The following is a 6,083-nucleotide window of genomic DNA, read 5'->3' on the forward strand; positions in this document are numbered from 1 at the left end:
GCTCGACGCTCGACGCCTTCCACACCCGGAAGGTGGCATTGGTGGAGGACGGCGAGATCCACGTCCTCGGTAAAGCCGTCGAGCCGGCCCGGGCGGAGCCGACCGCGGCGCGCTGAGAGGCCGGCCGGCGTCTCGGACGACCAAGGCTGGGCACCCGCACCCCATAAAGCAAAAGGGCGGCAGATTGCTCTGCCGCCCTCGTAAATGGTCTCGGGAAGAAACTTACTTCAGGTTGGTCATCGCCGTCAGGTCGAACGAGAGCTTGGCGATGCCGGCCGCGCCGCACCAGTTGGAGCCGACGCCGGTGGGATTGATGTTGCTGAAGCTGCCGTTGGCGGTCGCCGTATAGTCGCTGGTGAACGCGTTGCAGTTCGCCTTCGACAGGTCGGTGTCGGAGTAACGCAGGTCGAGCGTGAAGACCTTGTAGGTGAAGCCGACGCCGATATTCCAGGTGTTGTAGTCGGCGTACTTGATGCCGTTCGGGAACGGACCGGCGAAGCCCGGCGCGGCGAAGCCCGTGCCGTAGAACGAGTCGGACGTGCCGAGGAACTGGCGGCCGAACTCACCCGACACATACATGCCGACGCCACTGGAGCCGAAAATGGTGCTCGGAGCAGTGTACTTGGCGGTGATCGACACGTAGTCGCCCCACGCACCGGAGTTCAGGAAGCTCGGCGTGTAGTACTCGTTCAGGCCGACGCTCCAGTTGTCGTTGATGGTGTAGTTCACCTTGCCGTAGACTTCGAAGAAGCTGACGTCCTTCTTCATCACGTTGCCGTTGAGCAGGGCGTTCGCGGCGCACTGCGCGCTGAGCGCGTTGCCGGCGGTGTCGATCGGCGCGCCGTAATAGCAGGTCCCACCCGGATACAGGTAACCCCAGACGCCGATGTCGAAGGCGAACGCACCGAAGGTCGGGCGGATACCGCCGTAGACGTCGATCTCGGCTGCGGCGCGGTTCGGGAAGGAGATGCTCTCACCGGCCACGCCGACATAGAGCTGGAGGTCCTTGGTGACGTTGTAGCGCGGCTCGAAATAGGCCGAGACCGACGGCTTGTGGTTCGACTGGGTGATACCGCGGAAGATGTAGTCGCTCATGACCGCACCGCCGAAGGCGATATCCCAGGGATCGAAGGCGGGCGGCGGCGGGGCCTTCAATGCCTTCACGCGCAAGTCTGCCGCGAAAGCCGAACCCGTCGTCACCATTGCCAGCGCCGTTGCCAACAAAGCCACTTTTTTCATTTCGATCCCCATCGCCAGTTCTTACCCAGTCGGATCCCGGAGGCCCCCCGGGGCAAACGACCTGTCTGCAAAATTGCGTTACTGCGACAATCTGGATTGAGGGATGGGGACCGTGAAGCAAAAATCACGGGCATCTGCCGACTTTTTGGGCGTTTTGACGATTCCAGGAAAGGTTGTCAGCCTGTGTGTCTTCTCGATCACATTATTTGCATTCCAAAGGGCAAGGCAGGACCCGTGCAAGTACGGGGAAGGCGGCTAGCGTGGCATCCGGGCGACGAATCAAACAGGCGCCGTGAACGGAAGACTTCCGGAGGCCCTGCGGCGATGCAAAAAGGCCGCAGCGTCACCGCAGCGGCCTTCCCTGTTGTTGGCGATCGCGGTCGCTGGATGGGACCTAGCCTTGTCCCTCGGCCGGTGCCGCTTCCGCAGAAGACGAAGGCATCGCCCAGCTCGTCTCGGCGGCCGGCTCGGGAGCCGGAGCTGGCGACGGCGCTGACGGCTTCGGCGCGGGAGCTGCCTTCGCCTTCTTCGGTGCCGCTTTCTTCGCGGCCTTCTTCGGTGCAGCCGGCTTGGCTGCTTTCTTGGCTGCCTTCTTCACAGCCTTGGCGGCCTTCTTTGGAGCGGCCTTCTTCGAAGCTTTCTTGCCAGCTTTCTTGGCAGCTTTCTTCGTGGATTTTTTGGCAGACTTCTTCGCGGACTTCTTGGCTGCCTTCTTCGCGGATTTCTTCGCCGCTACAGCCTTCTTCGCCTTTTTGGCCTTCTTGCTTTTTTTCTTCTTCGCTTTCGCCATCGTGGTCCTCCTGTTGTCGACGAACAATGGTCGATCGGGCGTCGTTCTACCGTCGCCTCCGGAGGAAAGCTCAGGCTTGAAAGCTCAAACTTGCGCGTTCAATGCCGGCCGCGACCCGCCCGTAGCCCAATCGAGAAGCTCAATCGTGTGTACGACCGGAACTGACGTGCCACTGGCAATCTGCACCATGCAGCCGATATTGCCCGCGGCAATCATGTCCGGCTTGACGCTCGCGATGTTGGCGACCTTGCGATCGCGCAACCGGCCCGCAAGCTCGGGCTGGAGAATGTTGTAGGTCCCCGCCGAACCGCAACACAAATGGCTCTCCGGTACATCTTTCACCACGAATCCATTCTTGGAAAGCAATTCTTTCGGAAGGCCCGTGATTTTCTGCCCATGCTGCAACGAACACGCCGAGTGATAGGCGACGACGATGTTGTCCTGTCGCGCAGTCGGCTCGAGTGCGAGGCCGGCGATGTATTCGGTGATGTCCTTGGCGAGCGCGGACACCTTCGCCGCATCGGCGGCGAACGCAGCATCCTCGCGCAGCAGATAGCCGTAGTCCTTGATCACTGTGCCGCAGCCGGACGCCGTCACCAGGATGGCGTCGAGCCCCTCACCGGCCGCTTCCTTCCGCCACGCCGCGACGTTGGCTCGCGCCCGCGCCAATGCATCCTGATCGTTGCCGAGGTGATGGGTCAGCGCGCCGCAGCACTGTTCGTCCCGGACCAGGACAACCTCGACGCCATGGCGGGTGAGAAGACTGATGGCCGCCTGGTTGATGCGCGGCGCCAGGACCTGCTGGGCGCAGCCCTGGAGCAGCGCGACCCGGCCGCGCTTCTTGCCGAGCGCCGCGAACACACTGCCGGCGGCGGGGCCCGGCGGCGGCAGCCGGTGCGGGGCCAGCGCCAGCATCGCCTTGATGCGCTGGATCAGGCCGGGCGTCGCCGAGGGCCGCGGCGTCGGCAGGAAAACGGCAAGCGGACGGGCCACCCGCGCCAGCACCATGCTCATGCGAAAGCGCTGCGGGTCGGGCAGGACGAAAGCCAGCACCTGACGCAGCAGCCGCTCAGCCAGAGGCCGCTCATAACGCTGCTCGATCCTGACCCGGGCCTGGTCGACGAGATGCATGTAGTTCACCCCCGAGGGGCAAGTCGTCATGCAGGCCAGGCACGACAGGCAGCGGTCGACATGCTTGACCACTTCCGCCGTCGGCGTCTGGTCCTTCTCCAGCATCTCCTTGATCAGATAGATGCGGCCGCGCGGGCTATCGAGCTCGTCGCCGAGCAGCACATAGGTCGGACAGGTTGCGGTGCAGAAGCCGCAATGGACGCAGGCACGCAGGATCTTGTCGGCTTCCGCGATGTCCGGATCGGCAAGCTGGGCGAGTGAGAATTCGGTCTTCATGCCACAGCGCCTCGGCTCAAGCGGCCCCGGTTGAGAACGGCCTTTGGATCGAAACTGGCGCGCACCCGCTCGCTCAGGGCGGTAATGCCCGGCGCCTGCGGATGAAAGACGTCGACATCGCGCCTGACATCCTCGGCCGCCCGGATCAGCGTTGCGTGACCGCCGACGGCGTTGGCACGCATCCGCACCGCCGGAGCATGCGCGTCGCCCTTCGGCGGCAATGCCGCCCAGATCAGCCCGCCGCCCCAATCATAGATCACGTCGCCGCCCGTCTCCCGCGCCAATTGCGTGCCGAGCGCAGCGCCTGAGGCCGGCGGGCAGACGATCCGCCAGACCGGCCAGGCGCCGAGCGCGCCGCTGGCCGCGAACGGCAGCACGTCGCGGATGGTGGCCCACAGCGCGGCCGACGCCGCGTCCTCGACCAGAGTCGCGGTTCCGAACGGCGCCAGCAATTCGCGCAACGAGCCAGCGCGATGGGCGGCCGAGGCCGTGATACCCTCGAGCCGCAGCACGGTCAGGGCCTCGCCTTGGCCTGCGAGATCGCCAAGCCCGTCGGTCTTGGCCCGGAACGCCGATTTCGGCAGGTGCGCCGCACCGGAGACGTCGAAGGGCGAGCCGAGCGCCGCGGTCATTGCCTTGTTGGCGGCGGCATCGTCGAGGCCGCTTAGCAGCAGCGTCCGCTCGGCCTCGGGCTTGGGCATCACCTTCAGCGTAACCTCAGTCATGACAGACAGCGTGCCCCATGACCCCGCGAGCAACTTGCAGAGGTCGTAGCCGGTGACGTTCTTCACCACTTTGCCGCCGGTCTTGAAGCTGTCCCCGAAGCCCGAGACGGCGTGCGCCCCGAGCAAATGGTCGCGCGCCCCGCCCGCCCTGATCCGCCGCGGACCGGCGAGCCCGGCCGCGATCATGCCGCCGATGGTCCCCGATACGGGCGTGCCGAGCAGCGGCGCCGTGTTTATCGGCTCGAACGCGAATTGCTGGTTCTTGGCGTCGATCAGCGACAGCACGTCGCCCAGCGGCGCACCGGCCTGGAGCGTGATGATCAGCTCGTTCGGCTCGTAGGAAGTGACGGCGTTCAGCGCGGAGAGGTCGAGCACGGCGTTGGTCGCCATGGCATGGCCGATGCCGCGCTTGGAGCCATGACCGATGATCTCGAGCGGCTGCTCATTGGCAATCGCCGCGCGCACCACTTCTTCGACGTCTTTGGCGTCTCTGACCTTAAGCGTATCCACGACTCAGCCGGTATCCAAGTTTAGAACGGAAAGCAAATTTGGCGCGTTGCAGCGAGGCGCAGCGACCGACGCTAGAACCGCGGCAAATCAGGAAACGCCAGCTTGCCGGCATGCACATGCATGCGGCCGAGCTCGGCGCAGCGGTGCAGGGTCGGAAATACCTTTCCGGGATTGAGCAGGCCTTGCGAATCGAAGGCGCATTTCAGCCGTTGCTGCTGGTTGAGGTCGATCTCGCTGAACATGTCGGGCATCAGGTCGCGCTTCTCGATGCCGACGCCGTGCTCGCCGGTGAGCACGCCGCCGAACTCGACGCAGGCGCGCAGGATATCGGCGCCGAAGGCTTCGGCGCGCTCGATCTCGCCGGGCTTGTTGGCATCGTAGAGGATCAGTGGGTGCAGATTGCCGTCCCCGGCGTGGAACACGTTGGCGCAGCCGAGCTGGTATTTTTCGCCGAGCTCGCGGATGCGCGCCAGCGCCTTCGGCAGCGCGCCGCGGGGAATTGTGCCGTCCATGCAGAGATAGTCGGGCGAGATGCGCCCCACCGCCGGGAACGCGGCCTTGCGGCCGGCCCAGAACAGATTGCGCTCGGCTTCCGAATTGGAGATCTGCAGCGTTACCGAGCCACAGCCTCGTGCAATGGTCTCGACCCGCGTGATCAGCTCGTCGACCTCGATCTTGGGGCCGTCGAGCTCGATGATGAGCAGCGCTTCGACATCGAGCGGATAGCCGGCATGGACGAAGGCCTCGGCGGCGTGGATCGCCGGCTTGTCCATCATCTCCATGCCGCCGGGGATGATGCCGGCGCCGATGATCCGCGCCACGCATTCGCCGGCGGCCTCGACCTCGGCGAAACCGACCATCAAGGCGCGCGCCGTCTCCGGCTTCTGCAGGATGCGCACCGTGACCTCGGTGATGACGCCGAGCAGCCCTTCCGAGCCGGTGATGACGCCCATCAAATCGTAGCCCGGGTTCTCGCACCCCTTGCCGCCGATGCGCAGGATCTCGCCGCTCATCAGCACGATCTCGCAACCGAGCACGTTGTTGGTGGTCATGCCGTATTTGAGGCAGTGCACGCCGCCGGAATTCTCCGCGACATTGCCGCCGATCGAGCAGGCGATCTGCGAGGACGGGTCGGGCGCGTAATAGAAGCCGGCATGGGCGACCGCCTGGCTGATGGCGAGGTTGGTGACGCCGGGCTCGGTGACGACGACGCGATTGTCGAAATCGATCTCGCGGATGCGCTTGAACTTGCCGAGCCCCAGCAGCACGCCGTCTTCGAGCGGCAGCGCCCCGCCTGATAGCGATGTGCCGGAGCCGCGCGGCACCACCTTGATACCTTGCCCTGCACAATATTTCAGGATCAGCGAGACCTGCTCGGTCGTATCGGGCAGCACCACGACCATCGGCGGGTG

5 protein-coding genes are annotated in these 6,083 nt (G+C 64.9%); all 5 read right to left on the bottom strand.

What is annotated here, in order from left to right:
* Nucleotides 1–222 precede the first annotated feature (222 nt).
* Nucleotides 223–1,239, bottom strand: a complete 1,017-nt coding sequence (locus tag IC66_RS0109960; protein ID WP_038947510.1) for a TorF family putative porin — start codon at nt 1,237–1,239, stop codon at nt 223–225.
* Nucleotides 1,240–1,633: 394 nt separating this feature from the next.
* Complete coding sequence (locus IC66_RS0109965; protein WP_038947511.1) at nt 1,634–2,029, bottom strand: hypothetical protein; 396 nt, start codon at nt 2,027–2,029, stop codon at nt 1,634–1,636.
* Between the two features lie 84 nt (nt 2,030–2,113).
* Nucleotides 2,114–3,436, bottom strand: a complete 1,323-nt coding sequence (gene glcF / locus IC66_RS0109970) for a glycolate oxidase subunit GlcF (protein WP_038947512.1) — start codon at nt 3,434–3,436, stop codon at nt 2,114–2,116.
* Entirely contained in the window at nt 3,433–4,671 is a 1,239-nt protein-coding gene (locus IC66_RS0109975; protein ID WP_038947513.1) for an FAD-binding protein, read from the bottom strand. Before IC66_RS0109975 ends, glcF begins: the two co-directional genes overlap by 4 nt.
* Nucleotides 4,672–4,742: 71 nt before the next feature.
* Nucleotides 4,743–6,083 (bottom strand): FAD-linked oxidase C-terminal domain-containing protein (locus tag IC66_RS0109980; protein ID WP_038947514.1); only part of this gene is annotated, 1,341 nt, incomplete at its 5' end.

It is taken from the genome of Bradyrhizobium genomosp. III (assembly GCF_000261705.1).
In the GTDB taxonomy this organism is placed as follows: Bacteria; Pseudomonadota; Alphaproteobacteria; order Rhizobiales; family Xanthobacteraceae; genus Bradyrhizobium; species Bradyrhizobium ottawaense.

What these genes read in the sequence shown, in the direction of transcription:
- glcF (WP_038947512.1), bottom strand. Translation starts at nt 3,436, where the DNA reads ATGAAGACCGAATTCTCACTCGCCCAGCTTGCCGATCCGGACATCGCG.
- IC66_RS0109960 (WP_038947510.1), bottom strand. Translation starts at nt 1,239, where the DNA reads ATGAAAAAAGTGGCTTTGTTGGCAACGGCGCTGGCAATGGTGACGACG.
- IC66_RS0109965 (WP_038947511.1), bottom strand. Translation starts at nt 2,029, where the DNA reads ATGGCGAAAGCGAAGAAGAAAAAAAGCAAGAAGGCCAAAAAGGCGAAG.